The organism is Burkholderia sp. 22313 (assembly GCF_052045245.1).
In the GTDB taxonomy this organism is placed as follows: domain Bacteria; phylum Pseudomonadota; class Gammaproteobacteria; order Burkholderiales; family Burkholderiaceae; genus Burkholderia.
On the sequence record NZ_JBQEON010000025.1, the window covers coordinates 72,141 to 93,422 of the forward strand.

Sequence of the window (21,282 nt, forward strand, 5' to 3'; positions counted from 1 at the left end):
TTATTTCGGCAGTGTCCCGCTGGATCAACGCTGTCTCGACAAAATGCCCATCGGGCGATCGGTCGAACTGTTCGTTGCGGGCTGGTAAGCCCGCAACGAATGGCTCAGGCAACTGGCAGTTTGTCGCGTTGCGGCGCGACCCATGTCGGCGAAACCTCTACCGCAGGGCGCTCGCTGAAGATCTTCAGCGCCGCCAAGTCTTCTTCGCGAAGTGGGTTCGCGATTGTCGCGGACCAGCGCCTTGCAACTTCCGTGATCGAATGACATGCATCGATGATCGGTTTCGCAACGAGCGTGCGCCGTGTCATGTCCGTCAATGAGCGCGCGTATAGCGCGGCAGAGAAAGTCTCGGTGGCCCAGCGCCGTGCTTTTTCGCCGATCGTCCGGATTTTCTCCCGATCGCGAATCAGCGCCGTCAGGCTAGATGAGATGTCGCTGATTTCATTCTTGTGCGACACCTTCAGGACGTACTCGTCGGGAATCTCCGAATAGAAACCAGCATCGGTACAGATGACGGCCTTTCCATAAAGCATTGCTTCGATCGCGGATGCGGACGCTGCTTCGAGCGTCGGCCAACGCAGGCAGCTCACGACGTCGCTCTCGGCAATCGCCTGTGCAAGCGCCGTGTCGTCGACTTCTCCCGCGATAACCAGATTCACGCCGTAGCCGCGCGCCATTTGAGACAGCGACAGCACCGTCTCCGGCTGCACATGGCCTACGAGCTTGTACGTGATGTTGTTTCGGAGTGTTGAACTCGACCCGATCGCCTTGATAACGCTTTCGACCCGTTTGTTCGGATTCACGTGCCCGATGGTAAGGACCTGCATGCGGCCATTGTCCGTGTGAGGCGGGTGCCGTTCGACGTGAGCGGTCGGTGCATCATACGGGAGTGCAGCCACACTGACTGGCCCAGGGCAGGATTTCAGTACGCGATCGCATCCCCACGAACTGTGCGTGACGACGCCGAGCGCCATCGAGCAGATCCATTCGGTCATCGGCGACCCTGCGCACGTCGCGTCGATGAAAGCGCCGCTGTTGGTGTAGGTGAAGAAGCGTGCGGCGGCTGCGTCTCCGTACCAGTGCTTCAGGATGGCCTCGGCCTCGGGTAGCCGTGACTGCGCCCAGCTGTAAAACAGATGTCCTACGTAGAAATCGTGAAGACACACGATACCCGGCGCGTTCGGTGCCCAATACAGGCAACCCTCGTGGAAATCGTAGCTGTTGCCGATCTGATAGATGCACATGTCCGCAGACGCAGCGGCTTCCTGCACGCTTGCGAATTCATTCCACGCAATGACCGGTGCGCTGAATTCGTGCATCGGATGGCCGAGAAATCTGACTGCCTCGGTTCGCACGATGTTTACTTCGTGACCTTGTGCAACAAGCTCTCGCACTATCAATGACGCCATGCGCCCGATTGCCGAGCGTTTGATCGCCGGCGTAAAAATCAAGAGCTTCATTGCAGAAGCGCCTCCACGGTTTGCGGCCAATTCACGCCCATGCTCTCCCACAACGTCTTGGCCGCCTGACCATAAGTCTGTGCTCGTGCGGCGTTCTGAACGACGGCGTGCATTGCGCTGGCGAGCGAACCGGCCTCGGGTTGAGCAACCCAACCGGTCTCGTTATGCTTGACGAGGCCGAGAATGCCGCCGCTATCGTCTGTCGTGATGAGCGCTTTGCCTGCCGTCGCGGCTTCCATGGCTACGTAACCGAGCGAATCTTCGTCGAACGGCAGATAGGCCACGGCCGAGGCCCGATTGATGTAAGTGGCATACACATCGCGCGGCAGGAAGCGCAAGTCGAGCTTCACGCGATCGGCAAGGCCAAGTCGCTCGACGAGCTGATGCAGTCGCGTGCCGTCCTCGGGCGTGTCCGGCGGACCGGCGATGACGAGCCGAACGGAACGGTCAGTTATCGCTAGCGCTTCGAGCAGGAGATGTTGGCGCTTCATGCCGTTCACGCGGCCGCCCGCGAACACATAACCCTCGGGCGCGCCTCCCGGGAACATTTCCGGGTCGTTGACTGGCGGAAGCAAGACATCGGCGTCGAAGCCGTTGTATTGCTTGAGCCGACGTTGAGTCACTGTCGAATTGGTGAAGATGCGGCGGCTTTCCGCAAAGCTTTCGTTATCCGCGTTGCGAATTGTCTCGCGCAACGCGTCCCCTTCCGGACCAGGAGGAAGATTGGTCTGACCTGCGTCGAACAGGTCATACGCTTGCCGGTACTGATGCAGCAGCCAGAGCGACTTCCGGTGATGGCGAATCAGATATGCCGGAAACTTGAGTGCGATGACGTGGTCCGCGTTCGACAATTCGAACGCACGCACCATCAGCATCTGCGACGGAATGCGCGTTGCAGGCTCCCATCGAAACGGAATGCGGAGCACTTCGGCGTCGTGACCAGCGATCACCAGATTCCGTTGCAGATGCACTGCCAGTTCTTCTGCGCCGCCCCAGACAAACGGAGCCATATTGTTAACGACGAGCACCTTCATGCGAGCAACCTTTGAAGCACATGCTCCCAGGAGATGTTAAGCGCCTTCAGGCGCTCGGGTGCTGCTTTGCCCATTTGGATCGTTTTGTTTCGATCGAGGTAAAGCCGGTCCATTGCTTGAGCGAGTGCTTTGGGATCGGGGTCCACTACATAGCCGTTGACGTTGTCGTGCACGAGTTCCAGCACGCCGCCCGAGTCGGAGACGGTCAGGATCGGCTTTTCGGCATGGCTCGCCTCCACGCTCGGATAGCCATACGAATCTTCATCGACCGGGATATAGGCAGCGGCGAGGCAGTGTGCGAGGAGTTCGATCTTCTCGTCCTCGGAAATCCAGCGGTCCTCCAGCACGACCTTCCCTTCGAGAGTACGGGTCGAGATAGTTCGCTGGAGGTCGTGTGCGTAGCTTGGTGACCCGCTTTTACCGAAAAGGCGGAGCCGGACGGGCGTCGTGACATATTGCATTGCTTCGACTAGCAGGTGCTGCCGCTTGTGATGTTCGAACCGGCAGATGCATACGATGTCGTTCGAATAACCAGCACAGTAGAAGCGCTCTGGCTCGAATACCGGCGGGTACAGAATTTCGCTTGCGACATTGTTGTAGTTGTCCAGGCGCTCGGATACGACGTGACTGTTCGTGAAGATTGCCTTTGCCTCTCTCAGACCCGCGTCGTCGACTTGCCGCAGCGCGTCGCGCATGCCACGATGCTTTGGATCGTCAGGGAACCCCCGGTACGGTGAGTCCCACAGATCATAGAATGCGCGTAGGTGATGGATGAACCACACGATCTTGTGCCGATGAGGAATCAGATGTGCTTGCGGTCTGAAACAGATGATTCGGTCGGCTGCGTCCAGATCGACCCATCGATAGGCCATCATCTGCTTGAATAGCAGTTCGGGAGCATCCGTCTCCGGCAGGTAGACACGCTCGACGCGATGTCCCTGTCTTTCGAGCATGATCTGAAGCCACTCGACGATATTTCTGTAGCCGCCGTTGATGAATGGCACAAACGATGAGACAAGTGCGATCTTCATTAGCCGGCCAGGATCTGATGTAGGCTGGCCGCGATTCGTTGCACGTCGGCCCGCGTGAGATCCTGATGCGTCGGCAGGTTGATGCCGCGCTGCGACCACAGATCCGCGATTGGATAGGTCGACTCCTCCAGATAAGGCGGCAGTACGTGCATCGGATAAAACACCGGGCGCGTTTCAATGCCCATTTCATCCAGGCTTCGCATGACGCTGTCTCGCTTTTGCTCGTCGCCTTCGCGCAGGAACACGTTGTACATCCAGAACACCTGCTTGGCCCATGAAGCCTCGGACGGCAGGACGAGCTGGTCGCGCAATTCGTTCAACGCTTCGTTGTACCAGCCTGCCAGGCGTTCTCGCTCACCGAGCGCCTTGTCGATGCCTTCCATCTGGGCGAGCCCGATCGCAGCCTGAATGTTGGTCATCCGATAGTTGTAGCCGACGACGGGAAACCAGTAGCGGCGCTTGGGATCCATCCCTTGGCCACGATACAGGCGCAACTTCGCTGCGAGCTCGTCGTCGTTTGTGGTGACCATGCCGCCTTCGCCGGTCGTGACGATCTTGTTGCCGAAGAAGCTGAATGTTGCGCAGGTTCCCAAGCTGCCGACACGCTTGCCACGCACTTCTGCGCCATGAGCTTCGGCGGCGTCCTCGACCACCCACAAGCCATGCTTTTTCGCGATCTCGTTGACAGCGTCCATTTCGGCCGGGTGACCATACAGATGAACGGGGATGATGCCCTTGGTCCGAGGGGTGATCTTGCGTTCGATATCGTTCGGATCGATGTTCATCGTGTCGGCGCTCACGTCAACGAGCACCGGGGTCGCGCCGCAGTAGCGAACGGCGTTTGCCGTGGCGATATAAGTGACCGTCGGGATGATCACTTCGTCACCGGGCTGCAGACCAAGAGCGACCAGCGCGAGGTGAAGGGCGGTCGTGCCGTTGTTTGCCGCAATCGCGTGCTTGACGCCACAGAATTTCGCAAATGCTTCTTCGAAGGCCGGAATATACTTTCCGTTCGAGGAAATCCAGTTCGTATCGAGGCAATCGAGAACGTACTTGCGCTCGTTTCCGGCCATCTTCGGCTGGGCTACCATGATTCGCTGCATATCGAATATTCCTGTTTACTTTATTTGCTTGGCGGGCACGCCGACAGCGGTGCACCCGTCGGAGATATCGCTAATCACAACGCCGCCGGCGCCGATGATCGCGTGCTCACCAATGACGATTTCCGGAATGACCTTGGTACCGATGCCGAGGAACGCATAATCCCCGACTACGACGTTGCCGGCGAGTGCAGTTTGAGGCGCGATATGCACCGCGCGCCCGATCCGGCAATCGTGATCGACCGTTGCTCCGGTATTCAGGATCGAGAGATCGCCAATGCTCGCTTCCGCGTTGATCACGGCGCCTGCCATGATCGCGATGCCCGAACCGATTGTTGCAGTCGGCGAGATCGTCGCCAACGGACTGATCGCGTTGACGAGCGTATAACCGTGGCTCAACGCCAGCGTCGCGAGTCGCCCTCGGAGCCTGTTCGCACCGATGGCGATGAATGCACGCGTGTACCCGTCGCGCCTCAGTGTCTCCAGATGTTCATCGCCCTTCAGCACGGGAATGCCGAGGCATTTCTCCGGACTGTCGTCTCCGCCGATGCAGTAAGCCACGCTCTCACCAGCTGCGTGAAGTAGCTCGATGCAGACTTTTGCATGCCCTCCGGCACCAACGACAACGATTTCCTGCGTCATGCTTCCAACCTTTCCCAAACGCCCGCATCTTTTCGACTGAACAGCAAATTGATCGAATCACATGCGAGCAGATTTTCGATGGACCAGTGCTCCAGCTTGCCGGAAACGCTGTTGATGGCTCGATATTGCAAGCCGTGCGCCGCAAAGGTGTTCAACCAGTCGGTGGGCGCGATTCCCGTTCGTTCGAGGTGCGTCGGGCCGAACTCGACGATGATCGCGAGTTCGGCATTGCGCCCGATGAGTCCGGCCGCGGATTCGATGACTTGAAGTTCGGCCCCTTCCGCGTCGATTTTCAGAAGGTCGACCTTCTGTGTCGCCGGAATGATGTCATCTATTCTGACGACGGAGACTTCGACTGGCTCGGCGTCCGTGCTCGCGCGCTCGTCTAGCGGGAAAAGGGAATGGTGGCCGCTTGTCGCACCGAGAAACAGCTTGTGATGCCCCGTCTCGTTGGAGACGGCGGCTTGATGAATCTCCACCAGCGACGAGAAACCGTTCATCCACACTGACCGTTCGAGCAGCGCCTTGGTCGGACCAAAGGGCTCGAATGCAATGATCTTCCCTTGACCTTGCATCGACCGTGCGGCGGCAAGTGTATGCAGCCCGATATTCGCGCCAACGTCGACGAAACAGTCCCCCGGCTCGAGGAACTTTTCGATGAGCAGTCGCGTGCCGCGCTCCAATTCACCGCTTTCGAGCAGGCAGGCGAGCAGCGCGTGATCGTTCTCGCCGCAAAGCGCGAAGCCGGCCTCCGTTCTGACAAGTACGGCGCCATTGCCGCAGTTGACCGCGACGCGGCGAGCAGTCGCCTGACTGTAAATCTCGATGCGGTCCAGCTTGGGGCTGATGTTGCCGAACCACTCGTCGAGCCGTTGCGTCGTTTCGGACGCTGTTCGCTCGATCGCGAGAAGGGGCAGGCTTTGGAGTTCGAGCGCCTCCTGATGTGCGGCAAGCAGTTCCTCGCGGAGGGGAGCTTGTGTGTCACGTATTTCTTGCGAGGTCGCCGACGTCGCCTGTTGAATTTCTCGGCCGACCGCCTGTCGGGCCATCGACACGTCTCGCTGAATTGACGCTTGTGCCTTTTGCGACTCCTGCACCATCTGCGCTGTCGCCTTCTGCAACTCCTGCACCATCTGCACTGTCGCCTTCTGCAACTCCTGATGAATCGCCGACTGTGACGCGACGACGTCCTGATGGATCTGGTGGCGAACATCCTCCAGTCTGTTCAGGCTTACCGAGAGCGAGTGATGAATTTCCTGGCGCAAGTCCTGTTGCAGGTCTGCGAGCAGATATCGCCGTGCCCTGAGCGCGACCGGCCGGATAGCTGGCTTGAGAAGTCTGTATGCAGCCTGCGCGAGCGGCCGCAGCAGTTTCTTCACCGCTTGCCGGCTGCTGGTGCGCGTGGGAACCGGCGATGCGCTGGCGCCGTTTTCGTCTGGATGGGCGGAGTAGGAACCGGGCGCGTCTCCTGACACCGCATCGTGTGAACGGGGTGGCGCAGCTGGTTTCGGTATTGATGCAAAGGCGACGTCAACATCAGCGCCCAGCCTCAGATTTTTTCTCATTGGGAAATCCCGATTCGGCGTGTCAGGAGCCTGCAAACTTTCGATTGGGTCGACGGGAATGCATTCGATATTCTGGACTGGCGCGCCCGACGAGCCATGCACGGCATGCCCTGTTTGTGAGCGCATCAGGATACCGATCAGCAGCCGCGCAGCACGGCGCACCTATAAAATAATAATTATCTCATCATGTTAGGGTGAACTCCAAACGTGCTGTCTGATGAGTAGTGTCACACTCTGGTCACACATCACCATGCTTGTCTCGACTGCGATTGGTGCGGTGTACTGCACCTTAGCAATGCGTCGGCGGACGTGGGGCTGTCCCGGAGCGCGTACGCCGCGCGCGAATTCGGACTGCGGAGAAGCGTTTCGCGAGCGGGCGTGGCATAGATCACCCCGGCTCGATCATCCCCTATCGAGTTCGACGTCCGACAGATCAATCGCTTTCGGTCGCTTCAACCCATTGATCTGTCGGAATTTTTTACTCGGCGATGCAGGGCCGGAACGTTGTTTCGACTTGTTATAAGTATGGCGCTTGCAAGGTGCGACTTCTTATAATCTTCCATTCCGTCCCGAAATTCGCATTTCTTGACTTTGACACCCGCGGTGACCGGTTAAAATCCGGGCCTGACGCGGCCCCGAGCGTTGCCGTCCGCAACGTGCCTTGCGGCGAGCACCCGACCGGGATGCTGCACATTTATAGAGGAAGTCTCATGATCCTGGTGACGGGCGGTGCGGGTTTTATCGGTGCCAACTTTGTTCTCGACTGGCTGCACCACAATGATGAGCCCGTGCTCAATGTCGACAAGCTGACCTATGCGGGCAATCTGAGCACGCTGCAGTCGCTGGGTGGCAATCAGAAACACGTGTTTGCGCTTGTTGATATTTGCGATCGTGCTGCGCTCGATGCACTGTTTGCCGAGCACCAGCCGCGCGCCGTCGTGCACTTCGCCGCAGAAAGCCATGTTGATCGTTCGATCCATGGTCCAGCCGATTTCGTGCAGACCAATGTCGTTGGCACGTTTACGTTGCTCGAAGCAGCGCGCTCGCACTGGAGTGGGCTGAGTGATGCCGACAAGGCCGCATTTCGCTTCCTGCACGTGTCGACCGACGAGGTATATGGGTCGTTGTCCCCGACTGATCCTCAATTCTCGGAAACGACGCCGTATTCGCCGAACAGCCCGTACTCCGCGACGAAGGCCGGCTCCGATCATCTCGTGCGTGCTTATCACCATACGTACGGCCTGCCGACGCTGACGACGAACTGCTCGAACAACTACGGCCCATATCAGTTTCCCGAGAAGCTGATTCCGCTCATGATCGCGAACGCGCTTGCGGGCAAGGAACTGCCGATCTATGGCGACGGGCAGAACGTGCGCGACTGGCTGTACGTCGGCGATCATTGCAGCGCTATTCGCGAGGTGCTTGCACGCGGCACGCCGGGCGAGACATACAACGTCGGCGGCTGGAACGAGAAGAAGAATCTCGACGTCGTGCATACGCTGTGCGACCTGCTCGACAGCGCGCGTCCGAAAACAGCGGGCTCTTATCGTGACCAGATTGCCTACGTGACGGATCGCCCCGGTCACGACCGCCGCTACGCGATCGACGCGCGTAAGCTCGCGCGCGAACTGGGGTGGAAGCCGCTGGAGACGTTCGAGACGGGTCTGGCGAAGACGGTGCACTGGTATCTCGACAATCAGGCGTGGGTCGACGACGTCGTGTCCGGTGAATATCGCAAGTGGGTAGAGACGAATTACGCGCAGCGCACTTGAGGGCATGGCCAATGGCACGTAAAGGCATCATTCTCGCGGGCGGGTCCGGCACTCGCCTGTATCCGATCACGCATGTCGTATCGAAGCAGCTCCTGCCGGTGTACGACAAGCCGATGATCTACTACCCACTGTCCACGCTGATGGTGGCCGGGATCCGCGACATACTGATCATCTCGACACCGCAGGATACGCCGCGCTTCGAAGCGATGCTTGGCGACGGCAGCCAGTGGGGGATGAATATTCGCTACGCGGTGCAACCGTCGCCGGACGGGCTCGCGCAGGCGTTCATCATCGGCCGGGATTTCATCGGCAACGATCCGTCGGCGCTGATTCTCGGTGACAACATCTTCTACGGGCACGATCTGGCGAAACAACTCGAGCGTGCGGACGCGAAGGAGTCGGGCGCGACTGTGTTCGCGTATCACGTGCAGGATCCCGAGCGTTACGGCGTCGTCGAATTCGACAAGGAATTTCGCGCGCTGTCGATCGAGGAGAAGCCGGTCGTGCCGCGCTCGAACTATGCGGTGACCGGCCTGTACTTCTACGACAACCAGGTGTGTGAAATTGCCGCCGATATCAAGCCATCGGCGCGTGGCGAACTCGAGATCACCGACGTGAATTCCCGCTATCTCGCTGACGGCAAGCTCGACGTGGAGATCATGGGGCGCGGCTACGCGTGGCTTGATACCGGCACGCACGATTCTCTTATCGATGCGGCGACGTTCATCGCAACATTGCAGAAGCGGCAGGGGCTTGTCGTGGCCTGTCCTGAAGAGATCGCTTATCGCAGGCAGTGGATTGATTCGGATCAGTTGCGCAAGCTTGCCGTACCGCTGGCAAAGAACAGCTACGGGCGTTATCTCGAACACGTCCTTTCGGATCAGGTCGCATGGCAATTCAAGTAACGGAAACGGCTCTGCCGCAAGTCAAAATCATCGAACCGCAGGTGTTCGGCGATGCGCGGGGCTATTTTTATGAGAGCTTCAACGCGCGGGAGTTTGCGGAGCACGTGACGGCTGGTGTTGAATTCGTTCAGGATAATCATTCGCGTTCCGCCAAAGGGGTGCTGCGCGGTTTGCACTATCAGGTTCGGCACGCACAGGGGAAGCTTGTGCGCGTCGTGGAGGGGGAGGTATTCGATGTCGTGGTCGACATCCGCAAGAGTTCGCCGAATTTTGGCAAGTGGGTCGGAGTCGTGCTGTCGGCCGAGAACCATCGGCAGCTATGGGTTCCACCCGGTTTCGCGCATGGCTTCGTCGTGCTGTCCGATGCTGCGCAGTTCCTGTACAAGACGACCGACTACTGGTATCCCGAGCACGAGCGCTGTATCGTGTGGAACGATCCGGAGATCGGGATCGAATGGCCGATCGATATGGAACCGTTGCTGGCGGCCAAAGATGCCGCAGGCGCACGGCTCAGTGAAGCCGAGGTCTACGCTTGAGACAGAATACAGCGCAAGAGCCGACGATTCTCGTAACCGGGGTAACCGGCCAAGTTGGTTTCGAACTGTTGCGATCGCTCCAGGGGCTCGGCCGCGTTGTGCCGTGTGACCGGTCGATGCTCGATCTTTCCGATCTTGATCGTGTGCGCGCTTTCGTGAGAGATCTGAAGCCGACCCTGATTGTGAACCCGGCCGCTTATACAGCGGTGGACCAGGCTGAGAGCGAGGTCGACCTCGCGCGACGCCTGAATGTCGACGTACCGCGCGTATTCGCTGAAGAAGCAGCACGTAGCGGTGGCACGCTGATTCACTACTCGACCGATTATGTGTTCGACGGTACGAAAGCGGCCGCGTATGTCGAAACCGACACGCCGAATCCCTTGAACGCATATGGGGCGGCCAAGCTGGAGGGTGAGCGGGCGATCGCTGCGACCGGATGTGCGCATTTGATTCTGCGGACGAGCTGGGTATATGGCCGACGCGGCAGGAACTTCCTGCTGACGATGCTGAAGCTCGGTGCAGAGCGTCCGGAATTGCGGGTCGTCGCGGATCAGATCGGCGCCCCGACTTGGGCCGGGACCATCGCCGCCGCGACATCGCACATCCTCGCCCAGGGCATCGCGTCGCCCGACACTGACTGGTGGGCGCACCGGACCGGCGTCTATCACTTTACTTCTGCGGGGGCGACCTCCTGGTGCGGCTTTGCCGAAGCGATATTCGATATCGCCATGGGTTCTCATGCGCCGAGGGTTGTGCCGATTTCCACGGCGGACTATCCGACGCCTGCCAAGCGGCCGGCCAATTCGAGGATGGCGCTGGAAAAGCTGGCAGAAGTCTTCGGCTTGCGGATGCCGGACTGGCGCAATGCATTGGAACTGTGTTTGAGCGAATGAGAGGTCATGGCGACCTCCGTCGGTTGGCCCATCCGAATGTCCGGGCCGTTCCCGGCGGTTGTTCCGGGCGCCCCCGGCCGTTTCCGGGGAAAGTAGTTCGCCGGCTATAATTCGCGTTTTGGTCCGGTTTGGCCGGCTGACACCGATGCCGGTGGTGTATTGAGACACATGGCGAAGGCTTTGGTCTCGCCAACGGATCCTAAATCTCTGGAGTGTATGTGATGTTAATTCCCGTCATCCTGTCCGGTGGTGCTGGCACCCGACTGTGGCCAGTTTCCCGCGAAGGGCATCCCAAACCGTTCATGAAACTTGCGGATGGTGAAAGCTTGCTTGTGAAAACCTACCGCCGGGCGGCAGCGGCGATCGGCAATGACGGGGAATCCGAGCGCGGAGAACTGTTGACGGTCACGAACCGCGACTACTACTTCATGAGCAAGGACGAGTTCGGCTATGCCGCGCTCGGCAATCAGCAGTCGGGTGTATTCATGCTCGAACCGACCGGTCGCAACACGGCGCCCGCCGTGGCGATGGCGGCGCATCATGTTGCGGAGAAGTACGGGCGCGACGCGCTGATGCTCGTGCTCGCAGCCGATCATCTGGTCCAGGATCAGCAGGGATTCGCGGCCGCGGTCGCGAGCGCGATCGAACTTGCGAAGCAGGACAAGCTGGTGACGTTCGGCATCGTGCCGACGGGGCCGGACACGGGCTTTGGCTACATTGAGGCTGGGGATCGGGTCGGGAACGGCCGCGTGGCGCTGCGCTTCGTCGAAAAACCCGACGCAGTGAAGGCTGCCGAATATGTCGCAGCAGGTAATTACCTGTGGAACTCGGGCATGTTCTGTTTCAAGGCTGGTGTGATTCTCGACGAGATGGCTCGCCATGCCCCGGACGTTGCGACGGCGGCCGATGAATGCTGGGCGTCGCTGCAATCGGACAAGGGATCGGCACAGATGCTCGAGATTCCCGCCGAGTCATTCCAGAAAATGCCCGACATCTCGATCGACTACGCTGTGATGGAGCGTTCGTCCAACGTGGTCGTGGTGCCGTCCAGTTTCGGGTGGAGCGATATCGGCTCATGGGGTGCGGTGCGCGAACTGGTCGCGCCGGACCAGGACCGCAATCGCGCCGTGGGCGAAGCGATCTTCGTCGACAGCCAAAACACGTACGTGCAGAGCCCGGATCGCGTCGTGGCGGCAGTCGGTGTGGCCGACCTGATGATCATCGATACGCCGGACGCGCTGCTGGTCGCGCATCCCGATCGCGCTCAGGACGTGAAGCAGGTGGTAGCCCGCCTGAAGAAGCAGAATCACGATGCATACAAACTGCATCGTACGGTGAGCCGCCCATGGGGCACGTACACGGTGCTGGAGGAAGGCCCGCGCTTCAAGATCAAGCGCATCGAAGTCAAGCCGGGCGCGAGTCTCAGTTTGCAGATGCACCATCATCGCAGCGAGCACTGGATCGTCGTGTGCGGGATGGCCAAGGTCGTCAACGGCGACCAGGAAATTTTCGTTCGAACCAACGAATCCACCTACATTCCCGCCGGTCACAAGCACCGCCTCGAGAATCCGGGCGTGCTGGACCTCGTGATGATCGAAGTGCAGAGCGGCGAATATCTCGGCGAAGATGACATCGTTCGCTTCGAAGACGTATACGGCCGGGCTTGATGTCGGGAATCATGCCAGCCCTTCGAATCTAGCGGGGCTCGTGGTGTGAAGCGCCAAGCGGGAATTCCAGTCCACGTACGGACATTCCCGGCTTGGCGCGGCTGTGCCGTTCTTGACCAACGATGGCCTGCTCGCGGCGCAGGCGTGTCGAGGGTCTGATGTCGACACATCGTCCACTTGTATGCAGGCAAGTTGCCGTGAAGCACATGCGTGAGAGCGCCGGGCCGCGCCCGGAACGCGATCACCGATGACGTCAACTTGATTCAGGAGCCGCGCTTCTCGCGGTTCTGCTTGTCGGTGGTGGATAATTTCGTCGATGTGGCCTGGCTGCTGGACGATGGTGAGGAGTTTGTCGTAGTGGATAGCTTTTATCGCGCGTTTGAAGATCAGCATCGAGGCTCAAGGGAACTGATCAAAAGTCGGCTGGCGAAATACCGGCCGTTTATTGCGCCCCTTGCGACGCTCCATCCGGGCGGGAAAGCCTTCGATTTGGGTTGCGGTCGCGGTGAGTGGCTGGAGTTGGTGGGCGAATCGGGGTTCGCCGCAGTCGGTATGGACCTCGATGGCGATATGCTGGAAGCATGTCGGGAGCGCGGTCTGTCGGTATTTCAGGGCGATGCTATCGAGTATCTTGCTGCGCTCGATTCCAATAGTCACGCGCTCGTTTCGGCGTTTCACGTTGTCGAGCATGTGCCCTTTGAGCAAGTTCGAAGAATCGTCAGCGAAGCGTTGCGCGTACTGAAGCCGGGTGGTCTATTGATTCTCGAGACGCCGAACCCGGAAAATATCGTCGTCGCGGGCTGCAATTTCTATCTGGATCCCAGCCACGTTCGACCGATTCCTTCCGAACTCCTCAGTTTCGTGGGCGAGCATGCTGGATTTGCCAGAGTCAAGCGACTTCGACTGCAGGAGTCCCCTGCGTTACTGGAAGAGGGGGCGCGGGCCCGTCTTCTGGATGTGCTCGGTGGCGTAAGTCCGGATTACGCCATTGTTGCCCAGAAATCCGGCAGTGAAGCCGACGCAGCACTATTCAACGAAGCGTTCGATGCCGATTACGGGCTGTCGCTGGACGGGCTTGCTGCGCGTTTCGAGGCAGGAGCCGCCCGGCAGCATGAGCACGCCGCCGAACAGATTCAACGGACTCAGAGCGAAATGGGGCGCCTTCATGGCGAGCTGGGCTCGATTCGCGAAGAGTTGAGCGGCACCCGCAGTGAACTGATGCGAGCCCTTGATGAACTGGGGCAGATCCGCAGCGACCTGGGGCGTGTCCGGGGTGACCTGGGACAAGTAAACGGCGAACTGAGGCGGGTCCAGGACGATGCGCAGCGCGCCGCCGAGCAATTGCAGGCGGTCTATGGCAGCACGTCATGGCGTGTCACTGCGCCCTTGAGAAGCGCCGTCACGTTCGCGCGTGGCGCGAAAGGGACATGCAAATCCGGCATGAGGCGTGTGCTGTTCCGAAGCGTCGCGTACGTCAATCGCAATCCCCGTCTTCGACGATTGGCGGTGCGAGCGTTGGGTGCGATGCCCGGTGTGAAGCAGAGGATCGTTCGGATCATCGTGGGGGCTCCTGCGCAGTCGATGCAGAGAAAGCCGATCGACGATGACGGTTTGACACCCCGCGCGCGCGAAGCGTATATGGCGCTCAAGTCAGCGCTCGCGCCGGACCATGGGGACACTGAATAATGCGTATCGTTGTTGACATGCAGGGGGCGCAGAGCCTCAACTCGCGCAATCGCGGCGTGGGTCGTTACACCGAGTCCATCGTCAAGGCGATGATCCGGAATCGCGGCGACCACGAAATCGTACTTGCGCTGAATGGCGCGTTCGAGGAGTCTGCGCGCATCTTGCGCCAGCAGTTCGAGGCATTGCTCCCGACGGGGAGCATTCACGTCTGGTATGCGGCAGCGCCCGTCGCGCATGCGGATAAAGCTAATCGCTGGCGCCGTCACGCCAGCGAATTGACCTATGAAGCCTTTCTGACGAGCCTGCAGCCGGACTTCATTTATATCGCCAGCTACTTCGAGGGCTTCGGCGATGATTCGATTACCAGCATTCACGCGCTTCAGACGAACGTTCCGGTCGCGGTCACGCTGTACGATCTGATTCCATACCTCTACGCCAAGCCTTATCTGGAGAATCCTCTTTTCAAGGATTGGTACCTGGAGAAAATCGAACATCTTCGACGCGCGGATCTGTGGTTGGCCATCTCCGAATCGTCTCGCTCGGAAGGGATCGAACATCTAGATCTCTCGCCAGAATGGTCGGTCAACATGTCCGCCGATGTCGACGCATGGTTCCGTCCCGAGCAGATTGCTGCCGAGCGCGAAACCGCGCTGCGAAGCAAATACGGGCTGACGAAACCGTTTGTGCTCTATACGGGGGGGATCGATCACCGCAAGAACGTTGAAGGCATGATCCGCGCGTTCGCATTGTTGCCGTCCGAATTGAGGAAGTCGCACCAGCTGGCGATCGTTTGCTCGATTCAACCGGCTAGCCGCGAGGCATTGATGCGCCTGGCCCGGCAAGTCGGCCTGGACGCGGACGATGTCGTATGCACGGGCTTTGTGCCCGACGACGATTTGCTGTCGCTTTACAACCTGTGCCGCTTGTTCGTCTTTCCTTCATGGCATGAAGGTTTCGGTTTGCCGGTACTGGAGGCGATGCGTTGCGGCGCACCCGTCATCGGTGCGAATACGTCGAGCGTTCCCGAAGTGATTGGCTGGGAAGAAGCGCTGTTCGATCCCAAATCCGACGACGCGATTGCGCAACACATGCAGCGTGGCCTGACGGACGAGGGCTATCGTCAGGCACTGATCGAACACGGAACGCGCCAGGCAGGCAAGTTCTCGTGGGATCGCAGCGGGCGGTGTGCGCTCGATGCAATCGAGCGGCGGCATCAAGCTTGGCTCGCCGACGCGCGCGAGCCGGAAGCCCATTCGCGACGTCCCAAACTGGCTTACGTGTCGCCAATGCCGCCGGCCCGCACCGGGATTGCAGACTACACGGCCGAATTGCTGCCGGAACTGGCGCGCTTTTACGATATCGACGTAATCGTCGATGCGGACGCAATGCGCGACATCCGGGCCGACCAGTTCGCGCAAGTCTCGGTCAAAACGCCGGCGTGGCTGCGCAAGCATGCGGCTTCGTACGATCGGGTGCTCTATCACTTCGGGAACTCGTCGTTCCACGAGTACATGTTTCCGCTGCTGGAAGCCGTGCCGGGAGTCGTTGTTCTGCACGATTTCTTTCTCTCGGGCGTGCTTGCGCACATGGCCATTCACGGGAACCGTTCCGACGGGTGGTCCAAGGCACTGTATGACGCGCACGGGTACGTCGGCCTGAGGGCACGACATCTGAGCGCGGATATCGCGGACGCGGTCTGGGAGTATCCGTGCAGCTTGGGCGTGATCCAGAAGGGCCTCGGCGTGATCGTCCATTCTCCCAATTCACTGCGGCTGGCCCGTCACTGGTATGGCGGGGACGTAGCAGACTGGACCGTCATTCCCCACATGCGCGATGCGAGTACCGCGTCGAGCGGCGAGGACGCTCGCGATGCGCTGGGAATTGGCAAGGACGACTTCGTGGTGTGCGCGTTCGGCGGACTTGGGCCGTCAAAGCTGAATCATCGGTTGCTTCGTGCATGGGGCCAATCAGCGCTCGCGCGCGATCGGGCTTGTCATCTGATATTCGTCGGAGAAAATCAGCCGACCGAGTATGGCGAGAAACTCGCGCGTACCATTCGGCAAATGGGCGGTCGAGTCCGCATCACCGGTTGGGCCGATGCGCAGATGTTCCGCCGGTATCTGGCGGCAGTCGATGTCGGCGTCCAGTTGCGTACGTTGTCGCGCGGTGAGACGTCCGGGACGGTGCTGGACTGCATGAACTATGGCAAGGCGACGATCGTCAATGCCAACGGAAGCATGGCAGACCTGGATCGCGAGGCGGTATGGATGTTGCCGGACGAGTTTACTGACGAGCAACTGGTCGATGCGCTGGAAACGTTGCGCTCGGATCCGGCACGCCGGCAACGGATGGGCGCGCGCGCGCGGGACATCATCGTAACCGCCCATGCGCCCGACGTCTGTGCGCAACAGTATCGCGATGCCATCGAGCGGTTCTATCTCCGCGAGAATGCGAATCCGGTCGTATTGTCTCGCGCAATCGCGCGTCGCGCCGGTCAGGCCAGCGACGATCAGTTGCGCACCTGGGCACTGAGCGCGGCAAGGAGCTTTGTTCCGCGCAACAACAAGCGGCAATTGCTGGTCGACATCTCCGAACTCGTGCAGGTGGATGCCAGAAGCGGGATCCAGCGCGTGGTGCGCAATCTGCTGAAGGAATGGCTGGATTCTCCTCCTGACGGTTTTCGAGTCGAGCCGGTTTATGCCACAACGAAGGATTCCTATCGCTATGCACGTGACTTTACGGCGCGGCTGATGGGGTTCGAGGACGGCTGGCTGCAGGACGAACCGATCGACTATGCGGCAGGAGACGTATTCGTCGGCCTGGATCTGCAACCGCGCGTCGTTCCGGCGCAGCGGGCTTTTTATCAAAGCATGCGATTGCAGGGTGTGCAGGTCAAGTTTGTCGTCTACGATTTGCTGTGCGTGCTGCTCCCCCAGTACTTCGTTCCTGGCGCTGCCGATGGATTTACGGGGTGGCTCGATGTCGTGGCGGAGAACGACGGAGCGTTGTGTATTTCGCAGGCCGTGGCGACGGATCTGTCGTCATGGCTGACGACGCACGCTCCGGATCGCGCACGCCGCTTCGAGATCGACTGGTTCCATCTCGGGGCGGATATCGAAAATTTCTCGACGTCTTCGGAAATGCCGCCAAACGGAAGCAAGGTGCTTCAACACCTGCGTAATGCCCCGACGTTCCTGATGGTCGGGACGCTGGAACCGCGCAAGGGGCATGCTCAGGTCCTGGATGCGTTTGAGCAGCTGTGGCGCGACAATCAGAATGTCAATCTGGTCGTCGTGGGGCGACAGGGCTGGATGGTGGAGGACGTGGTCGCCCGCCTGCGGGCACACGCGGAGCAGGGGCGCCGCTTGTTCTGGCTCGAAAATGCGTCGGACGTCTATTTGGAGAAAATCTATGGGGCAAGCTCGTGCCTGATCGCGGCGTCCTATGGTGAAGGCTTTGGTTTGCCGCTGATCGAAGCCGCGCAACATGGATTGGCGATCATTGCGCGCGATCTGCCGGTGTTTCGTGAAGTGGCTGGCGAGCATGCATTTTATTTTTCCGCGCAAGATGGCCGCGATCTGGCGACCGAGATCAAGGCATGGCTAGAACTCCGAGCGAAGCAGCAGGAGCCTTCGTCTCGCGGTATGCCGTTCCTGACATGGGCGCAGAGTGCTCGCGGATTGGCAAAAATTCTCATGCGCGATGAAGCGTATTCTTAAAGTAGGATCATTATGTCTAAGAAAACTTCCATCATCACTGGCATCACGGGACAAGACGGTGCTTACCTGGCCGAGTTGCTGCTTGATAAGGGCTACACGGTTTACGGCACCTACCGCCGCACCAGCTCGGTGAACTTCTGGCGCATCGAAGAACTGGGCATCGCCAAGCATCCGAACCTGCATCTGGTCGAATACGACCTGACGGATCTGTCGGCGAGCATTCGCCTGCTTCAGACGACCGGGGCAACGGAGGTGTACAACCTTGCGGCGCAGAGCTTCGTCGGCGTGTCCTTCGACCAGCCGGTCACCACCGCGGAGATCACCGGCATTGGTCCGCTGAACCTGCTCGAGGCGATTCGCATCGTCAATCCGAAGATCCGCTTCTACCAGGCCAGCACGTCGGAAATGTTCGGCAAGGTGCAGGCGATCCCGCAGATCGAATCGACGCCGTTCTATCCGCGTAGCCCGTATGGCGTGGCGAAGCTGTACGCGCACTGGATCACGGTGAACTATCGCGAGAGCTATGACATCTTCGGCTGCAGCGGGATCCTGTTCAACCACGAGTCGCCGCTGCGCGGCCGCGAATTCGTCACGCGCAAGATCACCGACTCCGTCGCGAAGATCAAGCTCGGTCAGCTCGACGTGCTCGAACTGGGCAACATGGACGCGAAGCGCGACTGGGGCTTCGCGAAGGAATATGTCGAAGGCATGTGGCGCATGCTGCAGGTCGACGAACCGGACACGTACGTGCTGGCCACGAACCGTACCGAGACCGTGCGCGATTTCGTGCGCATGGCGTTCAAGGCGACTGGCGTCGACCTTGAATTCAAGGGCAGTGACGAGCAGGAAATCGCCGTCGATGTCGCCACCGGCAAGACGCTGGTCCGCGTGAATCCGAAGTTCCATCGGCCGGCTGAAGTCGATCTGTTGATCGGGAATCCCGAGAAGGCAAAGCAGAAGTTGGGCTGGGAGCCGAAGACGACGCTCGAGGAGCTGTGCGCGATGATGGTCGAAGCGGATTTGCGTCGCAATGAACTCGGCTTCTCGTTCTGACGCCCCGCGTGCCCTGATCACGGGGCTCGGCGGCTTCACCGGCGACTATCTGGCGCAGTCGCTGCGGGCCGCCGGCTATCGCGTGTTCGGCACGACGCACGGGCCCGACGCGGTCGGGCCTGACACGTATCGGGTCGATCTGTGCGACCGCGCCGTGCTCGCGAACGTCATCGCGGAAGTGCAGCCGGACGTCGTCGCGCATCTTGCGGCGGTGTCGTTCGTCGCCCACGGCGACGTGGATGCGATCTATCGTACCAACGTCGTCGGTTCACGGAACCTGCTGGAAGCGCTCGCGAATCTGGAGAATCGTCCGCGCGCGGTTTTGCTGGCGAGCAGCGCCAACATCTATGGCAACGCGGCCGTTGAGATCATCGACGAATCGGTCGAGCCAAATCCCGCGAACGATTATGCGGTCAGCAAACTGGCGATGGAATACATGGCGCGCCTGTGGTGCGACAAGTTGCCGATCGTCGTCGCCCGTCCGTTCAACTACACGGGCGTCGGGCAGTCGCCGCAGTTTTTGCTACCGAAGATCGTCGGCCATTTCCAGCGTGGCGAGCGCGTGATCGAACTCGGTAATACCGACGTCGAGCGGGATTTCTCGGACGTGCGGCGCGTGGTGGACGCCTATCGACGCCTTTTGGAGCGGGCGCCGGCCGGCGGCGTGTTCAATGTCTGTTCGGGGAGCGCGGTGTCGCTGAAGGCAGTGATCGCGATGATGGAACGGATTGCCGGCTATGCGATCGAGGTACGCGTCAACCCCGCATTCGTGCGCGCGAACGACGTGCGTCGGCTGCAGGGCGACGACGCGCGGTTGCAGGCTGCCATCGGGCCACTTGATGATATTCCGCTCGAGAGCACGTTGCGCTGGATGTTCGAAGAGGGGCATGGGTGACGGTCCGTCTCGGTACGACTGCATTGGCGCCGCGCAGTGCGTCCGTTTCGCCAGTTCGGCGTTCGCGGTTTGTCGAACTTGCAGGAAGCGACGAGGCGTCGGAGTCGCGCGGCACGATTGCGCGATTTTCGTCGCGGAGCGGCCGCCGTCGCGTCGCCTGCGATTGCAGGGCACGCTCATCGTCTGCGGCGCCGTGCCGGGCGAACTCCGGCGCACATGAGTCGGCTCGCATGAGGAGTATCGCGTGAAGTTGGGGGTGGATGTCACCTGGATGGTAGGCAACTATCGCGGCATGGGTCGATTCGCCAGGCAACTGGTGGAACCGGTCAGCGCGTCGATGCTGGGTCTGGCTCCGAGCGGCGTGACAGCCGACGAGTGGCCGTGCGTCAGTCAAGGGCGCGGTTTCTTTCCGTGGTGGGAGCAGGTCGAGTTGCCGCGCTTGTGCCGCGAACAGCAACTGGACTATCTACTGTGTCCGTACAACACGGGGCCGCTGCGCTCCACTGGCAACACGCGCGTGCTCGCCGTCGTCCATGATCTGATCTACATGGCGCCTTGGCACGTGCTGCCGCCGGCGCGGTCGTTTTACCAAACCGCCGGTCGCGTCTACCGTCGCCATGTGGTGCCGCGGCTCGTGCGTCGGGCCGACGTCGTGTTGACCGTCTCGCGATTCACCCAGCAGGAACTGGTCGGGAAGTTCGCGTTGCGCGAGGCGGACGTACGCGTTGTTCCGAACACGATTTCCGATGACTGGTTTGCCCCTCCGTTGAGTCGCATGGCGCGCCAACCCTACTTGTTTACCGTGGCTGGTGAGGTGCCGAGCAAGAACGTCGGTCGTCTGCTACAGGCGTTCGCGATCGCGCGGCCGTCGCTGGGCGACGACGCGCGGCTCAGGATCGCCGGGATCAAGACCGAGCATCATGCGCATTTTCTCGGGCTCGCGGCGTCGCTCGGCCTCACGAACGTCGTCGAGCTGCTCGGTTACGTGTCGCGCGTAGAACTGCGCGAGCAGTACCGGCAGGCTCGCGCGTTCGTCTTTGCATCGCTGTTCGAAGGCTTTGGGATTCCATTGCTGGAGGCGATGGCGTCCGGGACGCCTGTCGCATGCAGCAATACCACGTCGATGCCCGAGATCGCTGGCGATTGTGCGTTGCAGTTCGATCCTCGCTCGGTGGAAGAGATGGCGGAACAGATCCGCGCGGTATGGGACGACAGCGGGCGATTCGATGTCGCGCTCGGCGCTGGCTTGAACCGCGCTCGCTCCTTTTCGGAGTCTGCCGTGCGTCCATCAATCCAGGATTTTTGGGCGCGTCTTTCATGAGTC

The 21,282-nt window shown here is 60.2% G+C and carries 16 protein-coding genes; 10 read left to right on the forward strand and 6 right to left on the reverse strand.

Annotated features, from left to right (window positions below):
- Positions 1 to 104: 104 nt before the first annotated feature.
- The 6 genes from ACTJKF_RS20730 to ACTJKF_RS20755 are packed head-to-tail and all read right to left on the reverse strand — an operon-like array spanning position 105 to position 6,832.
- Positions 105 to 1,460, reverse strand: a complete 1,356-nt coding sequence (locus tag ACTJKF_RS20730; protein ID WP_440625641.1) for a glycosyltransferase family 4 protein — start codon at positions 1,458 to 1,460, stop codon at positions 105 to 107.
- Entirely contained in the window at positions 1,457 to 2,494 is a 1,038-nt protein-coding gene (locus tag ACTJKF_RS20735) for a glycosyltransferase family 4 protein (RefSeq protein ID WP_440625643.1), read from the reverse strand. The genes ACTJKF_RS20730 and ACTJKF_RS20735 overlap by 4 nt, the downstream gene beginning before the upstream one ends.
- Positions 2,491 to 3,525 (reverse strand): glycosyltransferase family 4 protein, encoded by a 1,035-nt coding sequence (locus ACTJKF_RS20740; protein WP_440625645.1) that lies wholly within the window; start codon positions 3,523 to 3,525, stop codon positions 2,491 to 2,493. Before ACTJKF_RS20740 ends, ACTJKF_RS20735 begins: the two co-directional genes overlap by 4 nt.
- Positions 3,525 to 4,628, reverse strand: coding sequence for a DegT/DnrJ/EryC1/StrS family aminotransferase (locus ACTJKF_RS20745; RefSeq protein ID WP_440625647.1), 1,104 nt, complete (start codon positions 4,626 to 4,628; stop codon positions 3,525 to 3,527). Before ACTJKF_RS20745 ends, ACTJKF_RS20740 begins: the two co-directional genes overlap by 1 nt.
- A gap of 15 nt (positions 4,629 to 4,643) precedes the next feature.
- On the reverse strand, positions 4,644 to 5,267 hold the full coding sequence (locus tag ACTJKF_RS20750; protein WP_440625649.1) for an acetyltransferase: 624 nt from the start codon (positions 5,265 to 5,267) through the stop codon (positions 4,644 to 4,646).
- A complete protein-coding gene (locus ACTJKF_RS20755; protein ID WP_440625651.1) occupies positions 5,264 to 6,832 on the reverse strand; it encodes an FkbM family methyltransferase in 1,569 nt (522 codons plus the stop codon). The genes ACTJKF_RS20750 and ACTJKF_RS20755 overlap by 4 nt, the downstream gene beginning before the upstream one ends.
- A gap of 710 nt (positions 6,833 to 7,542) precedes the next feature.
- Between ACTJKF_RS20755 and rfbB the strand changes: the two genes are divergently transcribed.
- The 10 genes from rfbB to ACTJKF_RS20805 all read left to right on the forward strand — a co-directional run bounded on the left by rfbB (position 7,543) and on the right by ACTJKF_RS20805 (position 21,279).
- Entirely contained in the window at positions 7,543 to 8,604 is a 1,062-nt protein-coding gene (gene rfbB, locus ACTJKF_RS20760; protein WP_440625652.1) for a dTDP-glucose 4,6-dehydratase, read from the forward strand.
- 11 nt (positions 8,605 to 8,615) lie between these two features.
- A complete protein-coding gene (gene rfbA / locus ACTJKF_RS20765; RefSeq protein ID WP_440625654.1) occupies positions 8,616 to 9,509 on the forward strand; it encodes a glucose-1-phosphate thymidylyltransferase RfbA in 894 nt (297 codons plus the stop codon).
- Positions 9,494 to 10,045 (forward strand): dTDP-4-dehydrorhamnose 3,5-epimerase, encoded by a 552-nt coding sequence (gene rfbC, locus ACTJKF_RS20770; RefSeq protein WP_440625656.1) that lies wholly within the window; start codon positions 9,494 to 9,496, stop codon positions 10,043 to 10,045. Before rfbA ends, rfbC begins: the two co-directional genes overlap by 16 nt.
- Positions 10,042 to 10,938, forward strand: a complete 897-nt coding sequence (gene rfbD, locus ACTJKF_RS20775) for a dTDP-4-dehydrorhamnose reductase (RefSeq protein WP_440625658.1) — start codon at positions 10,042 to 10,044, stop codon at positions 10,936 to 10,938. Before rfbC ends, rfbD begins: the two co-directional genes overlap by 4 nt.
- 221 nt (positions 10,939 to 11,159) lie before the next feature.
- The gene (locus tag ACTJKF_RS20780) at positions 11,160 to 12,605 is read left to right on the forward strand and encodes a mannose-1-phosphate guanylyltransferase/mannose-6-phosphate isomerase (RefSeq protein ID WP_440625659.1); all 1,446 of its coding nucleotides are present in this window, start codon (positions 11,160 to 11,162) and stop codon (positions 12,603 to 12,605) included.
- 210 nt (positions 12,606 to 12,815) lie between these two features.
- Positions 12,816 to 14,291, forward strand: a complete 1,476-nt coding sequence (locus tag ACTJKF_RS20785; protein ID WP_440625661.1) for a methyltransferase domain-containing protein — start codon at positions 12,816 to 12,818, stop codon at positions 14,289 to 14,291.
- Complete coding sequence (locus ACTJKF_RS20790; protein ID WP_440625663.1) at positions 14,291 to 18,010, forward strand: glycosyltransferase; 3,720 nt, start codon at positions 14,291 to 14,293, stop codon at positions 18,008 to 18,010. Before ACTJKF_RS20785 ends, ACTJKF_RS20790 begins: the two co-directional genes overlap by 1 nt.
- Before the next feature lie 12 nt (positions 18,011 to 18,022).
- Positions 18,023 to 19,063 carry a GDP-mannose 4,6-dehydratase gene (gmd, locus tag ACTJKF_RS20795; protein ID WP_440625665.1) on the forward strand — a complete coding sequence of 347 codons (1,041 nt, stop codon included), beginning with the start codon at positions 18,023 to 18,025 and terminating at the stop codon, positions 19,061 to 19,063.
- Complete coding sequence (locus ACTJKF_RS20800; RefSeq protein ID WP_440625666.1) at positions 19,041 to 19,958, forward strand: NAD-dependent epimerase/dehydratase family protein; 918 nt, start codon at positions 19,041 to 19,043, stop codon at positions 19,956 to 19,958. The genes gmd and ACTJKF_RS20800 overlap by 23 nt, the downstream gene beginning before the upstream one ends.
- 244 nt (positions 19,959 to 20,202) lie before the next feature.
- Complete coding sequence (locus ACTJKF_RS20805; protein WP_440625668.1) at positions 20,203 to 21,279, forward strand: glycosyltransferase family 4 protein; 1,077 nt, start codon at positions 20,203 to 20,205, stop codon at positions 21,277 to 21,279.
- The last annotated feature ends 3 nt before the right edge of the window (positions 21,280 to 21,282 follow it).

What these genes read in the sequence shown, in the direction of transcription:
- ACTJKF_RS20730 (WP_440625641.1), bottom strand. Translation starts at nt 1,460, where the DNA reads ATGAAGCTCTTGATTTTTACGCCGGCGATCAAACGCTCGGCAATCGGG.
- ACTJKF_RS20735 (WP_440625643.1), bottom strand. Translation starts at nt 2,494, where the DNA reads ATGAAGGTGCTCGTCGTTAACAATATGGCTCCGTTTGTCTGGGGCGGC.
- ACTJKF_RS20740 (WP_440625645.1), bottom strand. Translation starts at nt 3,525, where the DNA reads ATGAAGATCGCACTTGTCTCATCGTTTGTGCCATTCATCAACGGCGGC.
- ACTJKF_RS20745 (WP_440625647.1), bottom strand. Translation starts at nt 4,628, where the DNA reads ATGCAGCGAATCATGGTAGCCCAGCCGAAGATGGCCGGAAACGAGCGC.
- ACTJKF_RS20750 (WP_440625649.1), bottom strand. Translation starts at nt 5,267, where the DNA reads ATGACGCAGGAAATCGTTGTCGTTGGTGCCGGAGGGCATGCAAAAGTC.
- ACTJKF_RS20755 (WP_440625651.1), bottom strand. Translation starts at nt 6,832, where the DNA reads ATGAGAAAAAATCTGAGGCTGGGCGCTGATGTTGACGTCGCCTTTGCA.
- rfbB (WP_440625652.1), top strand. Translation starts at nt 7,543, where the DNA reads ATGATCCTGGTGACGGGCGGTGCGGGTTTTATCGGTGCCAACTTTGTT.
- rfbA (WP_440625654.1), top strand. Translation starts at nt 8,616, where the DNA reads ATGGCACGTAAAGGCATCATTCTCGCGGGCGGGTCCGGCACTCGCCTG.
- rfbC (WP_440625656.1), top strand. Translation starts at nt 9,494, where the DNA reads ATGGCAATTCAAGTAACGGAAACGGCTCTGCCGCAAGTCAAAATCATC.
- ACTJKF_RS20780 (WP_440625659.1), top strand. Translation starts at nt 11,160, where the DNA reads ATGTTAATTCCCGTCATCCTGTCCGGTGGTGCTGGCACCCGACTGTGG.
- ACTJKF_RS20790 (WP_440625663.1), top strand. Translation starts at nt 14,291, where the DNA reads ATGCGTATCGTTGTTGACATGCAGGGGGCGCAGAGCCTCAACTCGCGC.
- gmd (WP_440625665.1), top strand. Translation starts at nt 18,023, where the DNA reads ATGTCTAAGAAAACTTCCATCATCACTGGCATCACGGGACAAGACGGT.
- ACTJKF_RS20800 (WP_440625666.1), top strand. Translation starts at nt 19,041, where the DNA reads ATGAACTCGGCTTCTCGTTCTGACGCCCCGCGTGCCCTGATCACGGGG.